We start from the raw sequence: 23,408 nt of genomic DNA, 5'->3' as shown, positions 1-23,408 counted from the left end.
CGATACCTCCCAGGATCGATGTCCCAGCCCTCGTCCGACACTCAGCGTCAGCCGGCCATCGTCATTCTTGATTTCGGCTCCCAGTATTCGGAGCTGATTGCTCGGCGCGTGCGGGAAACCGAGGTGTTTTCGGTGGTGCTCGGCTACAGCACTTCGGCGGAGGAGCTGCGACGCATAGCTCCGAAGGGAATCATCCTCAGCGGTGGCCCCAGTTCCGTGTATGCCGAACATGCGCCCTTGTGCGATCCCGGCATCTGGGATCTGGGCATTCCCGTGCTGGGGGTTTGCTACGGGATGCAGCTGATGGTGCAACAGCTCGGTGGAGTTGTTGAGGCTGCCATGGGTAAGGCCGAATACGGCAAGGCGCCCCTCGAAGTGGATGACCCGACGGATCTGCTCACCAATGTCGACAACGGTTCGACGATGTGGATGAGCCATGGCGACTCGGTAAAAGCACTGCCGGAGGGGTTTGTGCGCTTGGCCCACACCGCCAACACGCCGGAGGCGGCGGTGGCGCACCTTCAGCGCAAGCTCTACGGCGTGCAATTCCATCCCGAGGTGGTGCATTCCACCTGCGGCATGGCTTTGATCCGCAATTTCGTCTATCACGTTTGCGGTTGTGATCCCGATTGGACCACCGCGGCGTTCATCGATGAGGCCGTAGGCCTGGTTCGGGAGCAGGTGGGCGACAAACGTGTCCTGTTGGCTCTATCCGGAGGAGTTGACTCTTCCACCCTCGCCTTCCTGCTCAAGAAGGCGATCGGTGATCAGCTCACCTGCATGTTCATCGACCAGGGCTTCATGCGGAAGGGTGAGCCCGAGTTCCTCATGGACTTCTTCGATCGGAAGTTCAACATCCATGTGGAGTACATCAATGCTCGCCAGAGGTTCATCGGCAAGCTGAACGGCATCACCGATCCGGAAGAGAAGCGCAAGATCATCGGCACCGAGTTCATCCGGGTCTTCGAAGAGGAGAGCAAACGGCTCGGACCCTTCGATTACCTGGCCCAGGGCACGCTTTACCCCGATGTGATCGAAAGCGCTGGCACCAACGTTGACCCCAAGACGGGCGAACGGGTTGCGGTGAAGATCAAGAGCCACCACAACGTGGGTGGTCTTCCCAAGGATCTTCAGTTCAAGCTTGTGGAGCCCCTGCGCAAGCTGTTTAAGGATGAAGTGCGCAAGGTGGGTCGCAGCCTCGGCCTGCCCGAGGAGATCGTGCGCCGCCATCCTTTCCCGGGGCCTGGTCTGGCCATCCGCATCTTGGGTGAAGTCACCGACGAGAAGCTGGATTGCCTGCGTGATGCCGACTTGATTGTTCGCCAGGAAATCAAGGAAGCAGGGCTGTATCACGACATCTGGCAGGCCTTTGCTGTGCTGCTGCCGGTGCGTTCCGTCGGTGTGATGGGGGACAAACGCACCTATGCCTGGCCGATCGTGCTGCGATGTGTGTCCAGTGAGGACGGCATGACCGCCGATTGGTCCCGCCTTCCCTACGACTTGATGGAGACCATCTCCAATCGAATCGTGAATGAGGTGAAGGGGGTGAATCGGGTGGTGCTCGACATCACCAGCAAGCCTCCCGGCACGATCGAGTGGGAGTGATGGCGTGGGTTTGGATGCGGCCCAAACCGGGCCGCATCTTTTTGATCGGTCACAACAAGTGCGGCACCCGGTCGTTCCACAAGCTGTTGCGGAAGAACGGCTACAGCTCGATCCACTACGACAAAGGTCGCCTGGCCCGCCGGATTCAGGCCAACTTCACCTTTTCCAAGCCGCTGCTGGATGGTGTGGATGGCTATTGCGGCTACACGGACATGGAACTCTGCGGCGAGTTCTATGCCTACCGCCTCTTCCCTCTGTTGGATCTGCAGTATCCAGGCTCCTGCTTCATCTACAACACGCGCGACGTGAGCCGCTGGGTCGACTCACGCATGAATCACCGCAAGGGCAAGTACGCCCGTGCCTACCTGGATCGGATGCGTCGGGCCTATGACGATCCCTCATTGACGCTGGAGGACCTGCGTCAGCACTGGGAGGAGGCCTGGCAGCGCCATGACCTCGATCTGAAGCGCTATTTCGCAGGACGCAGCAATTTCTTCGCGTTCAACATCAGCGTGCCGTCCGAGCAGGCCGCTCTTTGCCGTTTTCTCAGGCGTCGGGGCTACAGGATCCGCGGCAAGGTGTTGCCCCATGCCGGCGCGCGATCTGCGCAGGCCGCAAGCTGATTCACGGCTGGCGACGGCCCTGCATCACCGATACCTTGGGCCACCGGCCTTTGGGATATGACGGCGACACAACAGCAGGAAGTTCAGCTGCAGCGCAGGTTGCAGCAGGACAGCATTCAGCTGGGTGGCCGCACGATCTATCTGAACCCCTTCCTCTATTGGCGGCGGTTCGACAGCAACACCGATCGCTGGCTGCGGGAGCCCGGACAGCTGACGGAGGATCAGATCACCGCCAATCGCAGCCGGTTTTACCCCGAACTCGACTGGGGTCAGCTGGATGATCACGCCACCGCAGTCCACGATGGCGCTGTGGAGATGTTCCTCAAGAGCCTTGAGCTGATCAGCACCTTCCATCCCGAGCTGGGTTCCGGGCAGATGCTCGAGGTGGAACGCAAGATGACGATCACCAAGAAACGGGCCTTCGAGCGTTGGGTGGACAAGGTGATCCGGCGGCGTCAGCGCGATGAAACCCGTGAGAATCGGCGCTTTGAGCGCAGCCGCTTCTGGCGTGCCTGGCGCGAGTGGATTCTGCTGGACACCACCCAGAAAGCCTTGGTGCCTGTGGCGATGTTGATGGTGCTCAGTGGGGTGATGGGCTGGTCGTTGGCGGCGGACCGTTCAGCTTGTCCGACATTGGCGCTTCCTTCGGGACAGACTGGGGTTCGTTGATCTGGCCCCATGGCCGCTGATTCCACCTCCGACAACCCGCTCGACCAGTTGCGTCTCTCACTGATGCAGGACGTGCTTCCTGTTGGGCTGGCCGTACTTGAGAGGGCTCGGCAGGGGGGTCCCGGCAAAGTGGTGGAGGTGTTTACGGCGGGGTCGGAAGATCCCATCGCTGATTTGCGTCAGGAGGGTGAGCCCGTGGCGCGCGACGTACGAGAACAGCTGGACACCGTGAGCCCCGGACTGGGCAATCCGGTGATGCCGGTTTCGATCTCTGTCGACGAACCGGCAACGGTTGAACAGGACGGCCCCGATGACCTGCTGCCAACCCTGCGGCGGATTGAAGAGCGCCTTGAGGAGTTGCGCCGTCGCTTGCCAGCGCAGCAACAGGAATGACCCGTTCCGCCCAGCAGCGTCAGACCGGTCTGCGTCAGCAACCCCTTGTTCTGCTGCTGTTGGTGCTTTTGTTTTGCAGTGCCATGGTCAGCCGTCTTGTCTGGATGCAGCTGCTGGAGGGGTCGCGCTTTCGCGAACTAGCGGACGAAAACCGCATCCGTCTGGTGCCACGCTCGCCGATCCGCGGTCGGTTGCTCGATCGCAAAGGCCGGGTGCTGGCCACCAGCAAACTCACCTATTCCTTGTATCTCGAGCCGCGTCTGGTCAGCGATGACGACTGGCCTGATCTGCGGGATCGCCTGGCACGGCTGCTGAATTTGAAGCCTGATCTGCTCGACCAGCGCCGGCAGAAGGGCCTGGATCGGGATGGTTACCGCACCACGTTGGCCTTGGATCTCAAGCCCGAACAGGTGCTGCGCTTCCGTGAACAGGCTCTTGGGTTGCGGGGCGCCCAGGTGGATGTCGACATCCTGCGCTCCTATCCCAACGGAACCCTGGCGGCCCATGCCCTGGGTTACACCCAGCCGATCACGGAAAATGAATTCGAAATCCTGTCGGAGAAGGGCTACAAGATCCGCGACCGGATTGGTCGCACGGGTGTGGAAGCCGCCTATGAGCGCCATCTGCGCGGCAAATGGGGCGGCCAGATGCTCGAGGTGAATGCCATGGGCGAAGTGCAGCGCAACCTGGGCGATCGACCTTCCCAAGCAGGAAAGGATCTGGTGCTCACCCTCGATCTGGATTTGCAGCGGGTGGCGGAGCAGGCGCTGGCGGACAAGCCCGGTGGCGCTGTGGTGGCTTTGGAGGCGGCCACGGGTGCCGTGTTGGCTTTGGCCAGCCGTCCCAGCTTTGATCCGAACTTTTTCTCCAAGCTGATCACCACCCAGAAGGAGTACGACGCCCTCTTCTCCAATCCGAAGAAACCGTTGCTGTCCCGGGCCATGAATCCCTATGACCCCGGCAGCACCTGGAAGCCGGTCACCGCGATGGCCGGCATGGAGTCCGGAAAATTTCCGCCCAACACCAAGCTTCACACCAAGGCCTGCATCACCTATGGCGGCCACTGCTTCCCGGATCACAACGGGGCTGGTTTCGGTCACATCGGCTATGTCGATGCCCTGCGCTTTTCCAGCAACACCTTTTTCTACCAAGTGGGAGTGGGAGTCGGCTCCAAAGCGCTGAAACAGGCCGCTGATCAGTTGGGCTTTCAGCAGAAAACCGGCATTGAGATCGGCTGGGAAGAGAGCGTCGGGTTGGTGGGGGATGAAGATTGGGCCGCCCGTGGCCGCGGCTGGACCGATCCCGGTACCAGCCCCTGGATTCCAGAGGACATGGCCAGTGCCTCCATCGGTCAGTCCGTGGTGCAGATCACCCCCCTGCAGCTGGCTCGCGCCTATGCGGTGTTCGCCAATGGCGGTTGGTTGGTGACGCCGCATCTCGCCGCCGGTGACATCGACTGGCTGAGCCCCGAGCACCGCACCAAGGTGGCGATGAGGCCATCAACGTTGCAGACGATCCGGGAGGGCCTGCGCAAAGTGGTGGAGGCCGGCACTGGTGCTGGCCTCAATGGGCCTGGTATTCCTCCGGCGGCTGGCAAAACGGGAACGGCAGAGGACAGCACGGGAGGTCCAGATCACGCCTGGTTCGGCTGTTATGCCCCCTATCCGGACGGCAAGATCGTGGTGGTGGCCTTTGCCCAAAACACCCCTGGAGGTGGATCGGTGCATGCTCTGCCGATGGCCAAGAAGGTGCTGGCGGAGTGGGAAAACATTTCCAAGCAAACAAGAATTACTAGGAGTACAGATCTACCATCTTTTCGATGAGAAAATAGTATTTAGTTAGTTGTTCTTGGATCAATCTAGATTCGTCTCTTGTGTTTTCAAGGAAAGTAAATGCTCGTGCATTGTGGCAATAATTGAATTTATTGCTATTCAAAAATTTGATTAAAACTTGGCCATAATCATTTTCTTTTGTAATGTCTATTGAAAGAAAGTCTTTTCTGCCTCTGAAGTAAGCATTTACTTGTGTTGAGTAGATCCTGTATTCGGCAATCCATTTGGTGATTGATAATTCAGGATTTGTGAAAAAGTCTTTCGCCATCCATCCAAGTGTTGGGTGATGAATTGCTTGACTTGGTTCTGGCGTGCTGTTTAGTCTTAAAACATGCTTTACCCTTGATTTGAGCCATGATTTTTCTTCTCTATGATTGTAAATAAACAAACTCCCTGGAAAAGCTTTGTCTAAGGCTATAAAATCTGATCTAGATCCATCGCAATAACATTGATATTTGAAATCTGTCTGGATTAGAGGTTTTTTTCTGCTTAAGTGAGTCCATTCAGTGTTATGTATTGATTTAAGGCCTAGTTCTAAGAAGGTTTTATGGAGAGACGATGTACCAGTTTTATTGAATCCTATGCAAAAGATTTTTCTATTCACCACTTTACTTTGAGTTGCCTTGTGGATGGGATTCATGCTGCGCTTTGATTTTCTTCCTGGTCAACACCTTTTAACAGCACTTTGCGGTAATACGTACGCAGTTGTTCGGTGGCACCTGCCCAGCCCCAGCGCTCGGCTTCGGCACGGGCTGCAGTGCGCAGAGCTTGTCGTTCCAGGTCGTTCCCGAGCAAACGGCGGGTGGCCTCGATCAGGCTTGCAGCGCCGCCATCCGAGCCATCGGGTTCATAAAGGCAGCCGTTAACGCCGTCGCTAATGATGTCGGGAATGCCGCCACGGTTGGCGCCGACCACGGGACAACCTGCCGCCATGGCTTCCAAGAGCACCAGCCCCAGCGTTTCTGTGCTGGAGGGGAAGAGGAAGGCATCGCCGCTGGCATAGGCCCCTGCCAAGTCTTCCCCGGCGAGATAACCGACGAAGGTGGTGGCGGTTCCTTCGAAGTGCTTTTCCAGTTGTTGGCGGTGGGGACCATCCCCCACAAGGGCCAGCCGTGCATCGGGTAAGGCCTCCAGAACGGGGCGGATCCGTTCGATCTGCTTCTCTGCGGAAAGGCGACCGACGTAGAGCAGCAGGGCACCGCGGTCGTCATACCCCCCGAGAAGCCTCTGGCGAAGTTCCGTGCTGCGCAGTTCGGGACGGAACAACTCCGTGTCGACGCCCCGCTGCCACAGATCGGTGTGCTGAATGCCCTTGCCGCTGAGCTCCTTCACCATGGCGGTGGAGGTGCACAGATTCAGCAGGGCCTGGTTGTGGGCGGCTTTGAGCATTTCCCACAGGAGCGGCTCCAGCATTCCCAAGCCGTAATGCTCGAGGTATTTGGGCAGATGGGTGTGATAGCTGGCGACCAGAGGAATGCCCTTGTTCTTCGCGAGCCAGATGCCGCCGAGACCCAGCACCGCCGGGTTCACCACGTGGATTAGATCCGGCTGAAACGCATCGATCGCCTCCGACACCGCTGGGCGTGGCAAGGCCAGTTTGAGCTCGGGATAGAGCGGCAGTGGCATCGCCGGCACGCCGATCAGGCGTGCACCCATGTACTCATCCGGACAGCCTTCAGGACAGAAGACCACCACCTCATCGCCGGCGTCCACCAGATGCTTCACCGTCTTGGTCAGACGGGTGACGATGCCATCGACCTTCGGCAGGAAGGTTTCGGTGAAGAAGGCGACTTTCAAGGATGAAGTTCGATCAGGATGCGGTACCGATGGCCTGGGCCTGGGTTTTGGTCCAGGCGGAGGTGCAGAGGATGCGGTTGCGGTCGCAACGGTCGGCATAGCGGGTGGCAATCTCCACCACCTCCTTCAGCAGGCCGTCATCGAGTGTGGTGGGGTTGAGGCCCAGTTCGATGAAGCAGCGGTTGTCCACGATCAGATCGTTCTCAACGGCCTCGTTACGGGGGTTGGGCAAGTTGTTGACCTGAGCGCCGGTGATAGCGGCCACCTTCTTGGCCAGTTCGCCCACTTGATGGCTTTCGGTCATCTGGTTGAAGATCTTCACCCGCTCCCCTTGTTCCGGAGGGTTCTCCAGCGCCAGCTGGACGCAGCGCACGGAATCGCGGATGTGGATGAAGGCGCGGGTCTGGCCACCGGTGCCATGCACGGTGAGCGGGTAGCCGATCGCAGCCTGCATCAGGAAGCGATTCAGCACTGTGCCGTAATCGCCGTCGTAATCGAAGCGATTGGTGAGCCGCGGGTCACGGTCGGTGGCATCGGTGTTGGTTCCCCAGACGATGCCCTGGTGCAGGTCGGTGATGCGGACCTTGTCGTTCTTGTTGTAGTAAAGGAAGAGCAGCTGATCGAGTGTCTTCGTCATGTGATAGACACTGCCGGGGCTTGCCGGGTGGAGGATTTCCTCCTCGAAGCGGCTGCCGTCGGGCTGGGGCACTTCCACCTTCAGGTAACCCTCGGGGATGGTGGCGCCGCGGTGGGAGCCATAGCCGTAGACGCCCATGGTGCCGAGATGCACCACGTGGATGTCCTGCCCGCTTTCAACGATGGCGGCCAGCAGGTTGTGGGTGCCGTTGACGTTGTTGTCGACGGTGTAGCGCTTGGTGGCGCTGCTCTTCATCGAATAGGGCGCGGCTCGCTGTTCCGCGAAGTGGACCACCGAATCCGGGCGTTCCTCCAGCAGCAGATCCAGCAACCTTTGGTACTCATGAGCGATGTCCATGTGGACAAACCGCATCGGCTTGCCGCCGGTCTCCTCCCAGGCCTTGAGGCGCTCGCCGATGCTCACGATCGGAGTCAGCGACTCAACTTCAAGGTCGATATCGATCTTGCGACGGCTGAGGTTATCCACGATCAGAACATCGTGGCCCTGATCCGCCAGGTTCACCGCACAGGGCCAGCCGCAGAAGCCGTCACCGCCGAGAACGAGAACTTTCACCCCAAACTCCTACTGGAACGAGCGTGATGCTCACTCCGGGCAAGCTACTACAGGGATTTTCAGTGTGAACTCTCTCAGCTGATGGCGACGGTCACCGCCACCATGGCGGCCACCAGCAATCCACCGGTCACCAGCATCATCTTTGAGCTCCGGTTGCGGCTTTGGCTGGAGGCGATGTCCATTACCTCCATTCGTGGCTCCTTGGCGAAGGCGTTGAGACGACCGCCGTCTTCCGTGGTGACCGACATGGGTCCAATGCGACTGGTCGGACCTTATGAGTCCAAATGCTTATTGCCTGCCTTTGTGAAGCAGGCTTCACCTCACTTCATCTCTCTTCACTTCATCGGGGTGACTGCACTAGGCCCGTGGTCGGTGAGCTGGCAGAGGCCTGATCCTTTCGCGGCAAGCGCCCAGAGAGGTGGGCGGTCCGTCCGGCCATCACCGCCTGGCCCATGGCCTCGGCCATGGCTGCGGGGTCGCCGGCCAGGGCGATGGCGCTGTTGACCAGGACGGCATCGGCGCCCATTTCGAGGGCTTGTGCCGCCTCGCTTGGAACACCGATGCCGGCATCCACCACCACCGGCACCTTGGCGTTTTCGATGATCAAACCGATGTTGGCGGCATTGTTGAGCCCCTGGCCCGAGCCGATCGGAGAGCCCAAAGGCATCACCGTGGCGCACCCGACTTCTTCCAGCCGTTTGGCCAGCAGGGGATCTGCATTGATGTAAGGCAGCACCGTGAACCCTTCTCTCACCAATTGTTCTGCAGCGTTCAAGGTGCCAATCGGATCGGGCAGAAGATGTCGGGAGTCGGGAATCACCTCCAGCTTTACGAAGGTGTTGTCCTCCTGCCCCGCCAGCTTGGCGAGCTCCCGTCCAAGCCTGGCGACGCGCACCGCTTCTTCAGCATCGGTGCAGCCCGCCGTGTTGGGCAGCATCCAGATCCGCTGCCAATCAATCGCTTCCATTAGGCCCTCATGGCCTGCCGCAACGGTCTGCACCCGGCGCACAGCCACGGTGACCATGTCACAGCCGGATCGCTCGATGCTCTGCTGCATCGATCCCATGGATGGATATTTGCCTGTTCCCGTGAACAGGCGGCTGTTGAACTGGCGTCCGCCAATGGTTAGGGGGTCGGAGTAGGGGGAGGGCGAATCCATGACGCGTCTGAGCAAAAGGGCCTACCGTTCCTTCATCATCCATCGTCATCCATGCCGTTCCTGCTTGCCATGGATCTCCCGGCTGGCAGCCAGGTGCCGTTTCAGACCAATCCCCAGTTGCCTCTGGATCCGATTCAGTTGGCGGTTCCTCTGGAGCTCGATGAAATCGAAGTGGAGAGCTTCGACCCGGTTGCACGCGCTGCTGAACTGGCGGCATCTCTGCCCCGCCAATGGTGCGGCACGTTTGAGCCTTTTGATGGCAATCCCACCGTTGATGTCACGTTGGACATCACTCAGATGACGGCCATGGGCCAGATGGTGGATCTCCGGGGAACTATGACCCTTGGCTCCGTCATCACACCGGTTCAAGGCAATCTCCATGCCAAGTCGGATCAGCTTGATCTCATCCCCTTGGCGGATCCTTTGATTGCGGGCCTTGAGCCTGGCGGCGTCTTCCTTGGACTGCAAATGTTCAGTCCCACCAGCTGGCAGGCGCCTCGTCTCGTCAACGTGGCCAACCCCAGCACTGGAGTGGGCGGACGTCTGGCCCTGACCAGCGTCTGTCAAGAGGAGCCTCCTGTTCAGCCTCTCTGGTGATCACATCTTTTTGAGGCACCAAATGTTTTTAAACGAACTCAGCTGTTCCGACGTTTGAGTTTCTTCAGGCCTTTTTTCGCTGTGGCGTTGTCGGGTTCTAGTTGAAGTGTCTGCTCGTAGAGGGAGATCGCTTCAGAGTCCTTCAGCAGCTTTTCCTGGGCAAAAGCCAGGTTATTGAGGGCTACGGGGTAATCCGCTTTTGCCTTCAGAGCCAGCTTGTAATGCTTTATGGCACCGGAGTAATCCTTCTGTGCGGCCAGGGCAAAGCCGAGCGCATTTTCGATTAGCGCACGGGCTTCATCAGGTTCACCACTCAAGCGTTTCAGTGCCTGCTTCAAGGTGGCAGCTGCCTGCGGATACAGCCGCTTGCGTAGTTGAACTGATCCGAGCTCGTAGAGATCAGATGCCTGTCGCGAAGAGGCCTTTTCGGATTTCTCGAGTTCAATCAGCCGTGCTTCATCACGGCGCACACGAAAAAATTGTCGGCCCACCACCACCGCAACGATGGCAAGCAGGCCGACCAGGCCCAGCAGGTAGGTCTGGGGCAGCAGGTTCACGGTTTGAAAATTCAGCTCTTGGCTGCAGCCACGACGTTGGTGAAGCTGCCGGGGTCGACGACCGCCAGTTGAGCCAGCATCTTGCGATTCAGGCGCACATCTGCCTTTTTAAGGCCGCCCATCAGACGGCTGTAGCTCACACCATTCAGGCGAGCAGCGGCGTTGATGCGTGCAATCCAAAGGCGACGGAAATCGCGCTTGCGACGACGACGATCGCGGTAGGCATTGCAGAGGGCTTTCATCACCCGCTGGTTTGCTGTACGGAACAGGGTTCCGTTGCCACCACGGAAGCCACGGGCCAGCCGCAGGATCTTGTTACGGCGTTTACGGGCGACGTTGCCTCTCTTGACGCGGGCCATGAGGTTGGAAGGGTTAGATCAGGTCTTGTTGAACGGTCTCGTCTGAGCAGCTGTGCTCAGGCGTAGGGCATCATCAGGGTCACGCGCTCCTCATCGGTGCGGTCCACCACGGCCTTGGTGGCCAGATGACGCTTCTGCTTGGGGGTTTTGTGGTCCAGCAGGTGGTTCCGGAATGCGCGACGACGCAGAAATTTGCCGGTGCCGGTTGCTTTGAACCGCTTCGCGGCAGCTTTGCGGGTCTTCAGCTTGGGCATTGGTCTGCTCGTTCGGACACAAACGACAACAATACGTCCCGACGTGCCCCCCGCTGAATGATTCGGCTCCTGACGCTCACATTGCTGCTTTGCATGGGTCTGGGCTGTCGCGCCCGCGAGCGTGGTGATGTTCTCCAACCCCCTGTGACTGAGCCCCCTGTAGTGGAGCCGGTTCAACGGGCGACGCACCGTTCCGTCGCTGACCCACCGCCGGTTGAAGGTCTTGAGCCTGTGCTCTGGGTGGCTTTGGAGGATCACCTCGGTGCCACGGCAACCGCCGCTCCCTTGAATCTGCGTGCCTTTGCTGGATCGCTCAGCCTTCGCGACGCCACCGGGGAGCACGGAAGTGGTTCGGGTTTCGTGATCAGCTGGCGAAGCGTTGCTTTGGACCGTCCGCTGACGTTGGCTCGCCGGATCGCAGGCCCCTACGCCAGTTTTGAGTCGGCGGACCGCGTTGCCTCCCGTTGGCGTGATTTGGGGGTTGCGGCCGAGGTGGCCCATCCCAAGGAATGGGAGGTGTGGGCGCCGGAAGGTTCCCCTGTGCCAGAGGGTCTAGCCGTGCGTGATTGGCAAGGCAGCCTTGCCAACACCATCGAACCGGTGTTGGAGACGTCGGAGGGGGAACGTCCTCTGCAGGGTCCTGTCTTGATCGAAGCTTCGGATGGGTTGCTCTGGGCTGGTGGACGCTTTGAGGGGCCCTTCCGTTTGCAACGGGATGCCTATGGCAGTTGGACCCTTGTTGAGCAGGTGCCGGTGGAGCGCTACCTCGAGGGGGTGGTGCCCCATGAGATCGGTGCTGGTTCACCGATGGCGGCGTTGCAGGCTCAGACTGTTCTGGCGCGCACTTGGGCTTTGGCCAATAGCCATCGCTTCAGCATCGATGGCTATCACCTCTGCAGCGACACCCAGTGTCAGGTCTATAGCGACCCTCGCCATGCGGGAGCTGCTGTGCGGGAGGCGATTGCAGCCACGCAGGGCAAATTGCTCAGCCTGAACAACCAGCCGATCAGCGCTGTGTATCACGCCACCAATGGCGGGGTCATGGCTGCCGGGCCGGAAGCCTGGGCCATGCAGCCCACCATCTATTTGCGCCCAAGAGCGGATGGGGATGAGGGTTGGAGTAACCGTCATCCCTTGCCCCTGCAGCAGCGCCAGGCGGTGCAAGCGTTGCTGGCGGATCGTTCCGGGGCCTATGGCGAGCAGCATCCCCGCTTCCGCTGGACCCGAATTCTCTCTAGTGCAGATTTGCGTCAGGCCCTGGGAGCAGCGGCAGGGCCGCTGGTTTCCCCCTTGCGCTTGCAGGTTCTGGAGCGGGGCGTCAGCGGCCGGGTGCTGGCTCTGCAGATTTCAGGCAGCGGTGCCGCCGCTCCAGTCATCCTCAAGTTGGATGCCATCCGGCGCACCCTTCGCACACTGCCAAGCACTCTTTTCATGTTGGAGCCTCAGGGGGTTGAACGCTGGCTGGTGCGGGGTGGTGGCTTCGGCCATGGGGCCGGTTTGTCGCAGGCTGGAGCCATCGATCTGGCCTGGCGTGGCTGGCCGGTGGAGCGGATCCTCAGCCATTACTACCCAGGGACTGTCTACGGCCCACTCTCAACACCAATGCAGTCCCCTTAAAGTCCTTCCCACCTGGGCAGCTGGATGAGCTCGAACGCCACATCGAGTGATCACCGTCGGGTGAAATCGGCAGCGTTCCTGTTCGCCTGCGGATGTGCTGGCGCTGCTCCCCACTGGCTGGACTCAGCCCGTTCGCTCTGGCCAGCCATCAGCCTTGCCTTGATGCTGGGGGGATATGGGCTGCGTTCCGTCATGCGCGGGCAGCTGACACGTGGGTCAGCGGAGTCCATGCCGGCGATGGATCCGACGAAGCTTCCCAGCCTTGATGTGGTGGTGGCCGCCCGCGATGAAGAGGCGGTGGTGCCGCGTCTGGTGGAACGGCTCACTTCGCTGCGTTATCCATCCGGTCAGCTCACCACCTGGGTGATCGACGACGGCAGTCTTGACCGGACTTCTGAGTTGCTGGACGATCTGGCCACCCAGCACCCTGGGCTGAATGTCATCCATCGCCAGCGCAATGCCGGTGGTGGCAAGTCGGGTGCGCTCAACACCGCCTTGGATCGTCTTAAGGGCGAGTGGCTGTTGGTACTTGATGCAGATGCCCAGTTACAGGACGACCTGCTTGAGCGTCTCGTCCCCTACGCCCTGGAGGGTGGCTGGTCGGCAGTGCAGCTGCGTAAGGCTGTGATTGATGCCGATCGCAATTGGTTGACTCGATCCCAAGCGATGGAGATGGCTTTGGATGCGGTGATCCAGTCGGGGCGACTGGCGAATGGAGGGGTGGCGGAGCTGCGGGGGAACGGACAGCTGATCAAGCGTTCTGTGCTCGAGTCCAGCGGAGGTTTCAATGAAGACACCGTCACCGATGACCTTGATCTCAGCTTCCGCCTGCTGACCCTCGGCGCCTTGGTGGGAGTGTTGTGGGATCCTCCGGTTCAGGAAGAGGCGGTCCCAGGTCTCCCAGCCTTGTGGAAACAACGACAGCGCTGGGCCGAAGGTGGATTGCAGCGCTTCTTTGATTACTGGTCGGTGCTCACGTCAGCCCAGCTCAGTCTGCGCAAACGTTGGGATTTGACGGCCTTTTTTCTGCTCCAGTACGCCCTGCCTGTGGTGTCCTTCGCTGATCTCACCACGGCCCTGATCACCCGAAGTGTGCCGGTGTACTGGCCCTTGTCTCTGGTGGCTTTCAGTGTGTCGGGTCTCGCCTATTGGCGCGGTTGTCGCAGCGGTAGTGAGGGGCCGGAGATCCCTTCTGCGAGCCTGCCCAATCTTGTGGTGGGGATTGCCTACCTAGGCCACTGGTTTGTGGTGATTCCCTGGGTAACGCTGCGGATGTCACTGTTCCCCAAACGCCTGGTCTGGGCCAAAACCAGCCATGGTCAGGACCATCCGGTCCAGGTTTGATGGTTCCCCCTTTTTCGTCGTTCGATCAGGCGCAGGATCGCTTTGAGGATCTGGCTTGGGGACAGGTTCTTGTCACCCCCTTTGAGCTGGGGGCTTGGGCGTTGCTGGAGCCGATGGGGGAACAAAACCATGCACCTCAGTTGTGTTGGATCCGTCCCGATCTGTTGGGTTGTGTCTGGATGGCGGGCAGCGGAGAGGGCACCGCTGGGATGTCGGTGTTTCTATCTCTTTTGGGTGCTGAAGGGGGAGGTTGGTCTGAACCGCAGCGGATTTCCCGGGATGTGGAGCGCTCGGAGCAGAACCCCCTGCTGTTCGTCTCCGAAGGGTGTTTGCACCTGATCCATTCCGCCCAAGTGGTGCGCGATCCAGAGGATCGCTCTGCTCTCGAGACATCCAGCAGCTTTTCCATGCAGTGGACAGCTGTCCTCCGGCATCAGCGGCTGGCGTTGGAGGGCCTTGATCCTTCCGATCCTGAGACCTGGTCGGCCGAGGCATGGTCCACTCCCCTTGACCTGTTGGACGATCCCGCCTTCTGCCGCCACCCCCCCCATCCCTTGGAGAACGGCCACTGGTTGTTGCCGATCTACCGCAGCCTGGAAGCGGGCGGGGCCTTTGGTCACGACCACAGCGAGATGGTGGGTCTGGATCCGGTAGGTCAGTGCCTGGGCCAGCCGGTCAGCATTCCAGACAGCACCGGCAGGGTGCACGGCTCCGTCGTTGCCTCGCGGGATGGAGCTCAACTGCTCCAGTTCTTTCGCAGTCGTCTCGCGGATCAGATTTATCGAAGTGTGAGTACAGATGACGGCCAAACCTGGTCAGCTCCTGAGCCCACCCAGCTGCCGAACAACAACAGCTCCATCCAGGCCTGCCGGCTGGCGAGTGGGCGATTGGCGATGATTTTCAACCGCTTTGGCTTTGCGCCGGATCCGGTTTCGTCGGAGGAGCAGCTGGAGTGGGGAGAGGCCCGTTGGCCGCGAACCCGATGGCCGTTGTCGATCGCCATCAGCGATGACGATGGCCTTCATTGGCCATGGATCCGCGACATCGACACGGGTTTCGGTTTCTGTGGTCCGATGAATTGGGACCTCAATGGACAACTGGCCTACCCAACCCTGATCGAGGGGAAGCCTGGGGAACTGCATGCGGCCTATTCCTGGGCCGGACGTCAGGCCATTCGTTACGTCACTTTGCGCGAACTGGAGGTGATCGGGTACGACCCTGACGCCTCAGCCTTTGGTTTTTCTGACGTCAGTTCATCCCGTTAATTGATCTCGTCAACGTCGAGCACCTGACCGTTGAAGAAGTCCGCCAGATTGCGGGCCTGACGGTCCAGGCCTGAGGGCGGGTTGGGTTGAGTGCTGGTTTCCGGCGGGGCTGGGGCTGGTTTCGGGTCCATCGGTTTGGCTTGAGTGCGCGGCAGTTCTGGAGCTGGAGCTGGTGTTGCTGCGGGTGCCGGAGTTGGTGTTGGTGCGGGGGGCTCGACCGCGGCTGGCGGAGTGATCGATGGTGTTGTGATCGGGGCTGTTGCAAGCGGAGGTGGCATGGCGTTGTTGCTGGCCTCCAGCACCAGCTGCCTTGAGCCGCCCAGAGCTTTGGCCACCGCCTGTTCCAGCAGAGACGCCCGGCTCTGCACCATGCCCATCCAGTTGCCAGCCACCTGCACAACAGCGCGGTTGGCATCCAGGCGCACCAGTTGGGCCTGTTGCGACAGCAACATCCGGGTTGAGGGCAGTTCGAGGCTGCCCAGGATCTGTTGCCACAGCTCGGGCAGGTTCGTGCTGGGTGCCGGCGCAGGAGTGGAGACCGTCGGCAGTTCTGGTGATGTTGCCGGTGCAGGTTTTGGACTGGGCGCGGGTGCCTCGGATGTGGGGGCTGCGGCCGAAGGAGCTGGAGCAGGAGGGGCGACTGGGGTTGTCGGCGGGGTTGCTGCTGCCGTTGTGGGTTGAGCCGCTACTACCGGTTCCGCCAGCAAGCCCAAGAGCAGCACTTCCAGCCACAAGCGCGGCTGCACGCTTTGGCGCAGTTGTTGCTCGCTGCCGCGCAGTTGGGCCTGCCATTGCAGCAAGCGGGCCCTGCCGATCGCTTTCGCGAGGGCGGGCAGCTGATCGCGGAACTGGGGTGAAACGCTGGTGAGCTCCAGTCGGTCTGGAGCGGCGGCCATCAACACCAGATCCCGCAGCATCCCGGCCAGGCCCTGCAGCACGGCTCCGGGATCCCGACCTCGGTCCAGCAGGTTGCGGGTGGCTTCCAGCAGTTGCACCGGTTCGGCGCTGCTCATGGCCCCTACAAGCTCCAGCAGCTCCTGTTCGGGCACGGCCCCCAGCAGATCCCACACCGCAGCGGCTTCGATCGGTGGTGGCAGCAGACTCAGTTGATCCAGCAGGCTTTCCGCGTCCCGCAGGCCTCCCTGCGACCGCTGGGCCACCACATGAATGGCTTCAGGCTTGATGTTGATCGCTTCCTGTTCGGCGATCCAACTCAGATGAGTGTTGAGGGCATCGAGCGGAATGCGCCGGAAATCAAAGCGTTGGCAACGGCTGAGGATCGTCGGCAGCACCCTTTGCGGGTCGGTGGTGGCCAGGACGAACACCACCTGCGGTGGTGGTTCCTCCAGGGTTTTCAGCAGGGCGTTGAACGCTGCGGTGGACAGCATGTGGCATTCGTCCACCACGTACACCTTCCAGCGGGCCTGTACCGGAGCGAAGCGAGAGCGTTCGATCAGTTCGCGGATGTTGTCAACACCGGTGTTGGAGGCGGCGTCGATCTCGATTACATCGAGCGCTGTTCCGGCGGCAATTGTTGTGCACAGCTCGCAGGTGCCGCAGGGCTCTGGCGTCGGCCCCTCGCTGTTCAGGCAGTTGAGCGAGCGGGCCAGGATGCGGGCGCTGGAGGTTTTGCCGGTGCCTCGGGGGCCACTGAACAGGTAGGCCGGGGCAATCCGATTACTAGTGAGGGCGTGGCCCAGGGTGGCGGCGATCGCCTCCTGCCCCACCAGCTGATCAAAGCGCTGGGGCCGGTATTTGTGATGCAGCGGCTGGTAAGCCGAACTCATGCGCCGCGAGCGTTGAAAGGAGATTACTCAGAGGATTCCGAGCCTGGAAGGGCAGGGCGCTGCTCGAGCAGGGAATCAATCCGTTGTTTCAGGTCTTCCACGGCCGCCAGTTCATCGGCAAGGCTTTGCCCCGTGAGCAGCAGGCTGCGATCCGTGCCGTCCCCCGCCCGTTCCAGCAGACCCTCCAACTTGTGCAGCAGTGAGAGGCGCAGACGTTCCAGCTTCTCCACCCCCCGTTTGGCCATCGTGCGCGCATCGTCATCGAGAAGGCCCCGTTGCACCAGGAGTTCCAGTCCCTTGATCAGGGCCGATGGCATCAGGCCACTCCAGTTGCGGGCCCGATCCAGGAATGAGTCCACCTGCTCGCTGCGATGGCGCCCGGTTTTGCACCATGTGGCGAAGTGCTCGCAGTTGTTGAACAGCAGGTTGTAGTCCTGTTCCCCCAGGCGTCCCATGGCCCGGCGCAAGGTCACACCCACCGGAGAAGCCTCGGCATGGCTGATCACCCGCAGCGGTTGCCCCTGACTGAACTCTTCCAATGGGCTGCGCAGAATTTCACGCCCTTCCAAGTAGTGGGCGACGGTTCCGTCGCCGAGGTCGATGCCGTGGTGGTTGAACAGGCCGTGCTGACGCGGCACCTCAAGGTGGTCAGCGGCAGCCAAGACCTCAGGCGGTTTTTTGTTGTTCCGTTCCAGGCAGGGGAAGCACCTTGCCGCCCGTGTGTTCTTCCACCATCGCCCGGGTGACGGTGAATTCCTTCACCGACGTCTGCGATGGCAGGTCGTACATCAGATCCAGCATCAGTTCCTCAACGATGCCGCGCAAAGCGCGGGCACCGGTCTTGCGCCGGTGGGCTTCCTGGGCGATCGCTTCGATGGCGTCATCGGCGAACTGCAGTTGCACGTTGTCCATGCTCAGCAGGGTGCGGAACTGCTTCACCAGGGCATCGCGGGGTTCGGTGAGGATCGACTGCAAGGCACTTTCGTCCAGGGGCTCCAGCACGGCACTCACCGGCATCCGTCCGATGAATTCCGGGATCAGGCCGTAGCGCACCAGATCATCCGGCTCCAGGTGCCGCAGCACTTGGGCGGCCTGAAGGTCGCGGTTGGTGCGACTGCGTCCACGGCCGTCGCTGGGCATGAAGCCGATGGCGTTGCGGCCCATCCGCTTCTGCACCACGTCTTCCAATCCGACGAAGGCACCACCGCAGATGAACAGGATCTGGCTGGTGTCGATCTGGATGCAGTCCTGATAGGGGTGCTTACGTCCTCCCTGGGGTGGCACATTGGCCACCGTGCCCTCAAGCATTTTCAGCAGGGCCTGCTGCACACCTTCGCCGGACACATCCCTTGTGATCGAGGGGTTTTCGCTCTTGCGGGCGATTTTGTCGATCTCATCGATGTAGATGATGCCCCTCTGGGCCTGGTCCACATCCATATCGGCCTTCTGCATTAGCCGCAGCAGGATGTTTTCAACGTCCTCACCCACATAGCCCGCTTCGGTGAGGGTTGTGGCATCGGCCACGGCGAAGGGCACGTCCAGCATCTCAGCCAGGGTCTGCGCCAACAGCGTTTTGCCGCAGCCGGTGGGTCCGATCAGCAGGATGTTGCTCTTGTGCAGGCGGGTTGCCGTTTCTTCGGTTTCGCCCTGGCCGTCCCCTTGCCAGGCCAGACGTTTGTAGTGGTTGTAGACCGCCACAGACATCACCTTTTTGGCCGCGTCCTGGCCAACCACCTGCTGATCCAGGAAGCTCTTGATCTCCTGAGGCCGGGGAATCGAGGCCAGGGTCGGGGCCGGTTTGCTGCTCTTCCTGGCGGCTGGCGTGGCCTTGCGGTTTGGCTCGTGGCTTTGGCGTGGGTTGCCCTGACCATCCACCAGCTCTTCATCCAGGATCTCGTTGCAGAGATCGATGCATTCGTCGCAGATGTAAACGCCAGGTCCGGCGATCAGCTTGCGCACCTGGTCCTGGGATTTCCCACAGAACGAACATTTCAGATGGGCGTCGAACTTGGCCATCGAACGCTGGGCACCACTCAGGAGAACAATTCAGGAATCAACCGATGGGGTCTCCCTGAACACACAGGATCGAGAACAGAAAGGCGTCTGTCAGCCTTCCGTAATGATTCCTCCGTCCCCGGAACTGTCCACCACGCGATCGATCAGGCCGTATTCAACCGCTTCTGCTGGAGAAAGGAAGTAGTCGCGGTCGGTGTCTTCCGAGATCTTGTCGAGCGGCTGGCCGGTGTGGTCCGCCATCAGCCCGTTCAGGGTTTCCTTGAGATAGAGGATCTCCTTCGCCTGGATCTCGATGTCCACCGCCTGACCCTGGGCACCACCCAGGGGTTGGTGAATCATGATCCGAGCGTTGGGCAAGGCGAGACGCTTGCCTTTGGTGCCTCCGGAGAGCAGAAAGGCACCCATGCTGGCGGCGAGGCCGTAGCAGATGGTCACCACGTCAGGGGCGACCTGCTGCATCGTGTCGTAGATCGCCAGGCCAGCTGTGACGGACCCTCCCGGGGAGTTGATATAGATCTGAATGTCCTTCTCAGGATCCTCGGCTTCGAGGAACAGCATCTGCGCCACCAGGGCATCGGCAACGGCGTCATCCACCCCCGTGCCGAGGAAGATGATTCGCTCCCGCAGCAGGCGCGAGTAGATGTCGAAGGCGCGGTCTCCGCGACCGGACTGTTCCACAACCGTGGGCAGTGGCCCCGGTGCCGAGACGGGCATGGCGGCCCGCCAGCGGTTCTGGATGGGGTGGTGACTGCGGGCGTCGATCACGCGATCGGTATGCGGTGAAGTTCGCTCAATCTATGGGCGTTGCTCAGTCCTTGGCGTCCGCCTTGGACTTGCTCTTGGCTGAGGTCTTCTTGGCGGCGGCCTTTTTCTTGGCTTCAGCCTTGCTGTCGTCAGTGGATGGGGCCTTTTCGGTGAGGGTGCTGTTCTCCTCGAGCCAGCCCATCAGACGATCCTGCATGAGGTCATCCATCACGGCTTGACGCAGGCGCTCGGGATCGATCTTGGCGTCGGCGGAGAGCTCTTTTTTCACCTCCTTGATCTTGGCGTCCACGTCCTTGTCGTCGAGCTTGATGTCCTCCGCTTCGGCCAGGGCGGTGAGGGCAAAACTGCGGCGCAGGCGCTCTTCAGCCTCAGGGCGCGAGTTCTGCATCAGGTTGCGCACCAGGTCGGGGGTGAACAGCGACTTCACATCCATGCCCTGCTGGGCGAACTGGGCTGCGGTTTGCTCCAGCAGGTTGCGGCTTTCCTGTTGGATCAGGGCTTCTGGCAATTCCACCTCGAGCTGCTCCACCAGTGCGGCGACGAGGGCATCGCGGCGGTTGCTGGTTTGACGCCGCTCCGCGTCGTCCTTGAGCCGCTGCTCCAAGTCCTTGCGCAGGTCCGCCAGGGTGTCCTGTTCGCTGGCCTGCTTGGCGAAGGCGTCGTCCAGCTCGGGCAGTTCGCGGGTCTTGAGGTCTTTCAGTTCGATTTCAAAGCCAGCCTTGCGTCCACGGGCGTCCTCCTTCGGATAGTCGTCGGGGAACTGGCAATCCACGGTTTTGGTCTCGCCGACCTTCATGCCGATGACCCCTTCGATGAAGCCAGGGATCATCCGGCCGTTTTCCAGGTCCACATCCATGGAATCGGCACTGCCGCCCTCGATTTCGCTGCCGTCATCGCTGTAGGTGCCCTTGAAGCCCAGCACCGCGATGTCGCCGTTTTGGGCGGCGCGATCTTCCACGGGAACGACTGTGGCCATCTGCTTGCGGGAGTCCTCAAGCATCGCGTCGACCCGGGAGGCGTCGTAAGCGACGGTTTCGAATTCCGCTTCCAGCCCCTTGGTGCTCTTCAGTTTCGGCGTCGGAGCGACGTCGGCTTCCAGGGTGAACGTGAGCTCCTTGCCAGGCTCAAAGCTCTCCAGCAGGCCGTCGAAGCCACTGCTCAGATCAGGCTGGCTGATCGGTTCCAGTGATTCCTGCTTGATGGCGTCGCGCCAGGCGTTGTCGATCAGCTTTTCCAGCGCTGTGGCCTTGATTCGCACGCCACCCAGCTGTTGCACCAGCACCGTGCGCGGCACCTTGCCCTTGCGGAAGCCCGGCAGGTTGATGCTGCGGCTGAGGCTGGTGATCGCGTCTTCGTAACTCGTCTTGCAGCGCTCCCCAGGAACGGTGACCGTCACCGACAGGCGGCTGCTGGGGCGGGCTTCGGTGGTCACCTTCAGGGCTGCAGCGCTCATGGGGGAAGGGAAAGGGCAGCCCAGCACTTTATGCAATGGGTGAATTGGGGCTGGATCGGTAAGCTGAGCCGGTCGCATCGCGGCATCACGATCTCTACGCAGTGATGTCAATTTCGAGAAACGACAGGTTTTCGTTCAGATCGTTCACTCCACCGCTTGTCTTCGACTCTTCCCAACCGTCCTCTCAATGTTGCTGTTCTGGGTGCCAGCGGTGCTGTTGGCCAGGAACTGCTGCTGCTGCTTGAGGAGCGCCATTTCCCCGTTGGCGAGTTGAAGCTGCTGGCGTCGGCCCGTTCGGCCGGTCAGACCCAAGCCTGGAATGGCCGCACCCTCACGGTGGAAGAGGTCTCGGCCCGATCCTTTGAAGGGGTCGATCTGGTGCTGGCGTCGGCCGGTGGTTCTGTTTCGAAGCAGTGGCGAGAGGCCATCACCGCTGCAGGTGCGGTGATGGTGGATAACTCCAGTGCCTTCCGGATGGAGGACGGTGTGCCGCTGGTGGTGCCCGAGGTCAATCCCGATGCGGCTTTCGCCCACAAGGGAGTGATCGCGAACCCGAATTGCACCACGATCCTGCTCACCCTGGCTTTGGCTCCTCTGGCAGCGAAGCGGGCGATGCGCCGGGTGGTGGTGAGCACGTACCAATCTGCCAGTGGTGCTGGTGCTCGCGCCATGGAAGAGCTGAAAAATCTTTCGCAGACCGTGCTGGACGGCGGAACTCCCAAGGGAGAGGTGCTGCCCTATTCCCTGGCTTTCAACCTCTTTTTGCACAACTCACCCCTGCAGGCCAACAGCTATTGCGAAGAGGAGATGAAGATGGTGAACGAGACCCGCAAAATCATGGGTCTTCCGGATTTGCGCTTCACCGCCACTTGCGTGCGGGTGCCCGTGCTGCGGGCCCATTCAGAAGCGGTGAACATCGAGTTCGAGACCCCCTTCCCAGTTGGTGAAGCGCGCGAGCTGCTCTCGGCTGCCCCCGGTGTTGAGTTGATTGATGATCCGACTGCGAACCGCTTTCCGATGCCGACGGATGTGACCGGTCGTGACCCGGTGGCGATCGGCCGGATCCGTCAGGACATCAGTGATCCGAATGCCCTGGAACTCTGGCTGTGTGGGGACCAGATCCGCAAGGGAGCGGCGCTCAACGCCGTTCAGATCGCTGAACTGTTAATCGAGAAGTGATGACCCAGACCGCCACCCTCTCGCCAACGCCCTTCGGCCGTGTCGTTACCGCGATGGTGACTCCCTTTGATGCCAGCGGTGCTGTGGATCTCACCGTCGCCGCACAGCTTGCCCGGCATCTGGTGGATCAGGGATCAGATGGACTGCTGGTGTGCGGCACCACCGGCGAATCGCCAACCCTCAGCTGGGATGAGCAGTTGCAACTGCTTCAGGCAGTTCGAGAGGCGGTGGGCAGCGACGTCAAGGTGTTGGCGGGCACCGGCAGCAATTCCACGGCCGAAGCGGTGGAGGCCACCAAGGCAGCGGCGGTGGCTGGCGCTGATGGGGCTCTCGTGGTCGTGCCCTACTACAACAAGCCTCCCCAGGAGGGCTTGGAGGTCCATTTCCGGGCCATCGCCGAGGCAGCTCCTGAGCTGCCGTTGATGCTCTACAACATTCCTGGCCGCACCGGCTGCAGCATCGCTCCGGCCACGGTGGCGCGGTTGATGGACTGCCCCAACGTGGTGAGTTTCAAGGCCGCCAGCGGCACCACCGAAGAGGTCACGGCGTTGCGCCTGGCCTGCGGACCCCAGTTGGCGATTTACAGCGGTGACGACGGGCTCACCCTGCCGATGCTTGCTGTCGGTGCCGTTGGTGTGGTGAGTGTGGGCAGCCATGTGGCGGGCCCTGAGATCCGCGCCATGATCGAGGCCTATCTGAACGGCGATGGTGCCTCCGCACTCGCCCTACACGACGCTCTTATTCCCCTGTTTAAGGCCCTGTTCGCCACCACCAATCCCATTCCCGTCAAGGCTGCCCTGGAACTCAATGGCTGGTCTGTCGGTGCACCCCGTCCGCCCCTGTGCCCCCTTTCTGACGACATGAAACGTTCGCTTACCACCGCCATGGCCGCCCTCCGTCAGACCTAGCCCGGTCCGGCTTATCGGC

The 23,408-nt window shown here is 60.9% G+C and carries 24 protein-coding genes; 11 read left to right on the top strand and 13 right to left on the bottom strand.

The window, feature by feature from the left end:
• Positions 1–18: 18 nt before the first annotated feature.
• The 5 genes from guaA to mrdA are packed head-to-tail and all read left to right on the top strand — an operon-like array spanning position 19 to position 5,113.
• A complete protein-coding gene (gene guaA, locus Q3Y53_RS01535; protein ID WP_303532094.1) occupies positions 19–1,605 on the top strand; it encodes a glutamine-hydrolyzing GMP synthase in 1,587 nt (528 codons plus the stop codon).
• Positions 1,605–2,228 carry a sulfotransferase gene (locus Q3Y53_RS01530; RefSeq protein WP_303532091.1) on the top strand — a complete coding sequence of 208 codons (624 nt, stop codon included), beginning with the start codon at positions 1,605–1,607 and terminating at the stop codon, positions 2,226–2,228. The genes guaA and Q3Y53_RS01530 overlap by 1 nt, the downstream gene beginning before the upstream one ends.
• A gap of 57 nt (positions 2,229–2,285) precedes the next feature.
• A complete protein-coding gene (locus Q3Y53_RS01525) occupies positions 2,286–2,897 on the top strand; it encodes a hypothetical protein (RefSeq protein WP_303532089.1) in 612 nt (203 codons plus the stop codon).
• A 9-nt stretch (positions 2,898–2,906) separates the two neighbouring features.
• Entirely contained in the window at positions 2,907–3,290 is a 384-nt protein-coding gene (locus tag Q3Y53_RS01520) for a hypothetical protein (protein WP_226424746.1), read from the top strand.
• Positions 3,287–5,113, top strand: a complete 1,827-nt coding sequence (mrdA, locus tag Q3Y53_RS01515) for a penicillin-binding protein 2 (protein WP_303532087.1) — start codon at positions 3,287–3,289, stop codon at positions 5,111–5,113. The genes Q3Y53_RS01520 and mrdA overlap by 4 nt, the downstream gene beginning before the upstream one ends.
• Here mrdA and Q3Y53_RS01510 read toward each other — a convergent pair.
• From Q3Y53_RS01510 to Q3Y53_RS01490, 5 genes are all read right to left on the bottom strand, one after another.
• Positions 5,082–5,762 carry a sulfotransferase gene (locus Q3Y53_RS01510; protein WP_303532086.1) on the bottom strand — a complete coding sequence of 227 codons (681 nt, stop codon included), beginning with the start codon at positions 5,760–5,762 and terminating at the stop codon, positions 5,082–5,084. The genes mrdA and Q3Y53_RS01510 overlap by 32 nt on opposite strands.
• Positions 5,759–6,919, bottom strand: a complete 1,161-nt coding sequence (locus Q3Y53_RS01505) for a glycosyltransferase family 1 protein (RefSeq protein WP_303532083.1) — start codon at positions 6,917–6,919, stop codon at positions 5,759–5,761. The genes Q3Y53_RS01510 and Q3Y53_RS01505 overlap by 4 nt, the downstream gene beginning before the upstream one ends.
• A 13-nt stretch (positions 6,920–6,932) precedes the next feature.
• Positions 6,933–8,129, bottom strand: a complete 1,197-nt coding sequence (locus Q3Y53_RS01500; RefSeq protein ID WP_303532081.1) for an NAD-dependent epimerase/dehydratase family protein — start codon at positions 8,127–8,129, stop codon at positions 6,933–6,935.
• Between the two features lie 74 nt (positions 8,130–8,203).
• Complete coding sequence (locus Q3Y53_RS01495; RefSeq protein ID WP_303532079.1) at positions 8,204–8,377, bottom strand: photosystem II assembly protein Psb34; 174 nt, start codon at positions 8,375–8,377, stop codon at positions 8,204–8,206.
• Between the two features lie 92 nt (positions 8,378–8,469).
• The gene (locus Q3Y53_RS01490; protein ID WP_303532077.1) at positions 8,470–9,288 is read right to left on the bottom strand and encodes a thiazole synthase; all 819 of its coding nucleotides are present in this window, start codon (positions 9,286–9,288) and stop codon (positions 8,470–8,472) included.
• Positions 9,289–9,339: 51 nt separating this feature from the next.
• On the opposite strand from Q3Y53_RS01490, the gene Q3Y53_RS01485 reads away from it, so the two are divergent.
• Positions 9,340–9,885: a hypothetical protein gene (locus Q3Y53_RS01485; RefSeq protein WP_303532074.1), complete on the top strand. Its 546-nt coding sequence runs from the start codon at positions 9,340–9,342 to the stop codon at positions 9,883–9,885.
• Between the two features lie 38 nt (positions 9,886–9,923).
• Here Q3Y53_RS01485 and Q3Y53_RS01480 read toward each other — a convergent pair whose 3' ends face one another.
• From Q3Y53_RS01480 to rpmI, 3 genes are read right to left on the bottom strand one after another with little or no spacing between them, the layout of a single operon-like run.
• Entirely contained in the window at positions 9,924–10,442 is a 519-nt protein-coding gene (locus tag Q3Y53_RS01480; RefSeq protein WP_226424753.1) for a tetratricopeptide repeat protein, read from the bottom strand.
• A gap of 11 nt (positions 10,443–10,453) precedes the next feature.
• Positions 10,454–10,801 (bottom strand): 50S ribosomal protein L20, encoded by a 348-nt coding sequence (gene rplT / locus Q3Y53_RS01475; RefSeq protein WP_011363098.1) that lies wholly within the window; start codon positions 10,799–10,801, stop codon positions 10,454–10,456.
• 56 nt (positions 10,802–10,857) lie between these two features.
• Entirely contained in the window at positions 10,858–11,055 is a 198-nt protein-coding gene (gene rpmI, locus Q3Y53_RS01470; RefSeq protein ID WP_006852081.1) for a 50S ribosomal protein L35, read from the bottom strand.
• Between the two features lie 57 nt (positions 11,056–11,112).
• On the opposite strand from rpmI, the gene Q3Y53_RS01465 reads away from it, so the two are divergent.
• Genes Q3Y53_RS01465 through Q3Y53_RS01455 form a run of 3 tightly spaced genes read left to right on the top strand, consistent with a single transcriptional unit; the run spans position 11,113 to position 15,281 of the window.
• Complete coding sequence (locus Q3Y53_RS01465) at positions 11,113–12,672, top strand: SpoIID/LytB domain-containing protein (RefSeq protein WP_303532057.1); 1,560 nt, start codon at positions 11,113–11,115, stop codon at positions 12,670–12,672.
• Positions 12,673–12,696: 24 nt separating this feature from the next.
• Positions 12,697–14,016, top strand: coding sequence for a glycosyltransferase family 2 protein (locus Q3Y53_RS01460; RefSeq protein WP_303532054.1), 1,320 nt, complete (start codon positions 12,697–12,699; stop codon positions 14,014–14,016).
• The gene (locus Q3Y53_RS01455) at positions 14,016–15,281 is read left to right on the top strand and encodes an exo-alpha-sialidase (protein WP_226424756.1); all 1,266 of its coding nucleotides are present in this window, start codon (positions 14,016–14,018) and stop codon (positions 15,279–15,281) included. The genes Q3Y53_RS01460 and Q3Y53_RS01455 overlap by 1 nt, the downstream gene beginning before the upstream one ends.
• Here the strand turns inward: Q3Y53_RS01455 and Q3Y53_RS01450 are convergent.
• The 5 genes from Q3Y53_RS01450 to tig form a co-directional block, all read right to left on the bottom strand.
• Positions 15,278–17,068 carry a DNA polymerase III subunit gamma/tau gene (locus Q3Y53_RS01450; RefSeq protein WP_303532049.1) on the bottom strand — a complete coding sequence of 597 codons (1,791 nt, stop codon included), beginning with the start codon at positions 17,066–17,068 and terminating at the stop codon, positions 15,278–15,280. The genes Q3Y53_RS01455 and Q3Y53_RS01450 overlap by 4 nt on opposite strands.
• A 23-nt stretch (positions 17,069–17,091) precedes the next feature.
• Positions 17,092–17,730, bottom strand: a complete 639-nt coding sequence (locus tag Q3Y53_RS01445) for a lecithin retinol acyltransferase family protein (protein WP_226424758.1) — start codon at positions 17,728–17,730, stop codon at positions 17,092–17,094.
• Between the two features lie 4 nt (positions 17,731–17,734).
• Positions 17,735–19,084: an ATP-dependent protease ATP-binding subunit ClpX gene (clpX, locus tag Q3Y53_RS01440; protein WP_303532047.1), complete on the bottom strand. Its 1,350-nt coding sequence runs from the start codon at positions 19,082–19,084 to the stop codon at positions 17,735–17,737.
• Positions 19,085–19,174: 90 nt separating this feature from the next.
• Entirely contained in the window at positions 19,175–19,849 is a 675-nt protein-coding gene (gene clpP, locus Q3Y53_RS01435) for an ATP-dependent Clp endopeptidase proteolytic subunit ClpP (protein ID WP_038551825.1), read from the bottom strand.
• Between the two features lie 43 nt (positions 19,850–19,892).
• Positions 19,893–21,302: a trigger factor gene (gene tig, locus Q3Y53_RS01430; RefSeq protein WP_303532044.1), complete on the bottom strand. Its 1,410-nt coding sequence runs from the start codon at positions 21,300–21,302 to the stop codon at positions 19,893–19,895.
• A 156-nt stretch (positions 21,303–21,458) separates the two neighbouring features.
• Here tig and Q3Y53_RS01425 point away from each other — a divergent pair, with 156 nt between their 5' ends.
• Both Q3Y53_RS01425 and dapA read left to right on the top strand, forming a co-directional pair.
• Positions 21,459–22,481, top strand: a complete 1,023-nt coding sequence (locus Q3Y53_RS01425; protein WP_303532042.1) for an aspartate-semialdehyde dehydrogenase — start codon at positions 21,459–21,461, stop codon at positions 22,479–22,481.
• A complete protein-coding gene (gene dapA, locus Q3Y53_RS01420) occupies positions 22,481–23,389 on the top strand; it encodes a 4-hydroxy-tetrahydrodipicolinate synthase (protein ID WP_303532040.1) in 909 nt (302 codons plus the stop codon). The genes Q3Y53_RS01425 and dapA overlap by 1 nt, the downstream gene beginning before the upstream one ends.
• The last annotated feature ends 19 nt before the right edge of the window (positions 23,390–23,408 follow it).

The organism is Synechococcus sp. YX-04-1 (assembly GCF_030546365.1).
Classification (GTDB): domain Bacteria; phylum Cyanobacteriota; class Cyanobacteriia; order PCC-6307; family Cyanobiaceae; genus Parasynechococcus.
Note: the sequence above shows the minus strand (reverse complement) of the source record. Positions and strands in the feature narration are given on the sequence as shown.